1 protein-coding gene is annotated in these 257 nt (G+C 69.6%); it reads left to right on the top strand.

What is annotated here, in order from left to right; genetic code table 11:
- Nucleotides 1-257, top strand: a 257-nt coding sequence (locus tag AC0IX4_RS23140; protein ID WP_471831424.1) for a molybdopterin-dependent oxidoreductase, incomplete at both ends; no start/stop codon positions are given.

Genomic DNA, 257 nt, shown 5'->3' with positions numbered 1-257 from the left:
ACCCGGCCGCAGCCCGGGCAGGGCTGGAACGCGCACGGTTCGTCGTCGCACTCGACATCCGCGCGAGTGCGGTCACCGCCATGGCCGACGTGGTGTTCCCCGTCGCCTCCGTCGCCGAGAAGTCCGGCTCCTGTCTCGACTGGGAAGGACGCCGGAAGACGTTCGATGCCGCACTTCCCACCCCCTCCAGGATGTCCGACCTCCGCGTGCTCGATGCGCTGGCCTCGGAGATGGGCGTGCACCTCGGACTTCCGGAT

The sequence above is a fragment of the Rhodococcus sp. AC861 genome (genome assembly GCF_979256035.1).
Note: the sequence above shows the minus strand (reverse complement) of the source record. Positions and strands in the feature narration are given on the sequence as shown.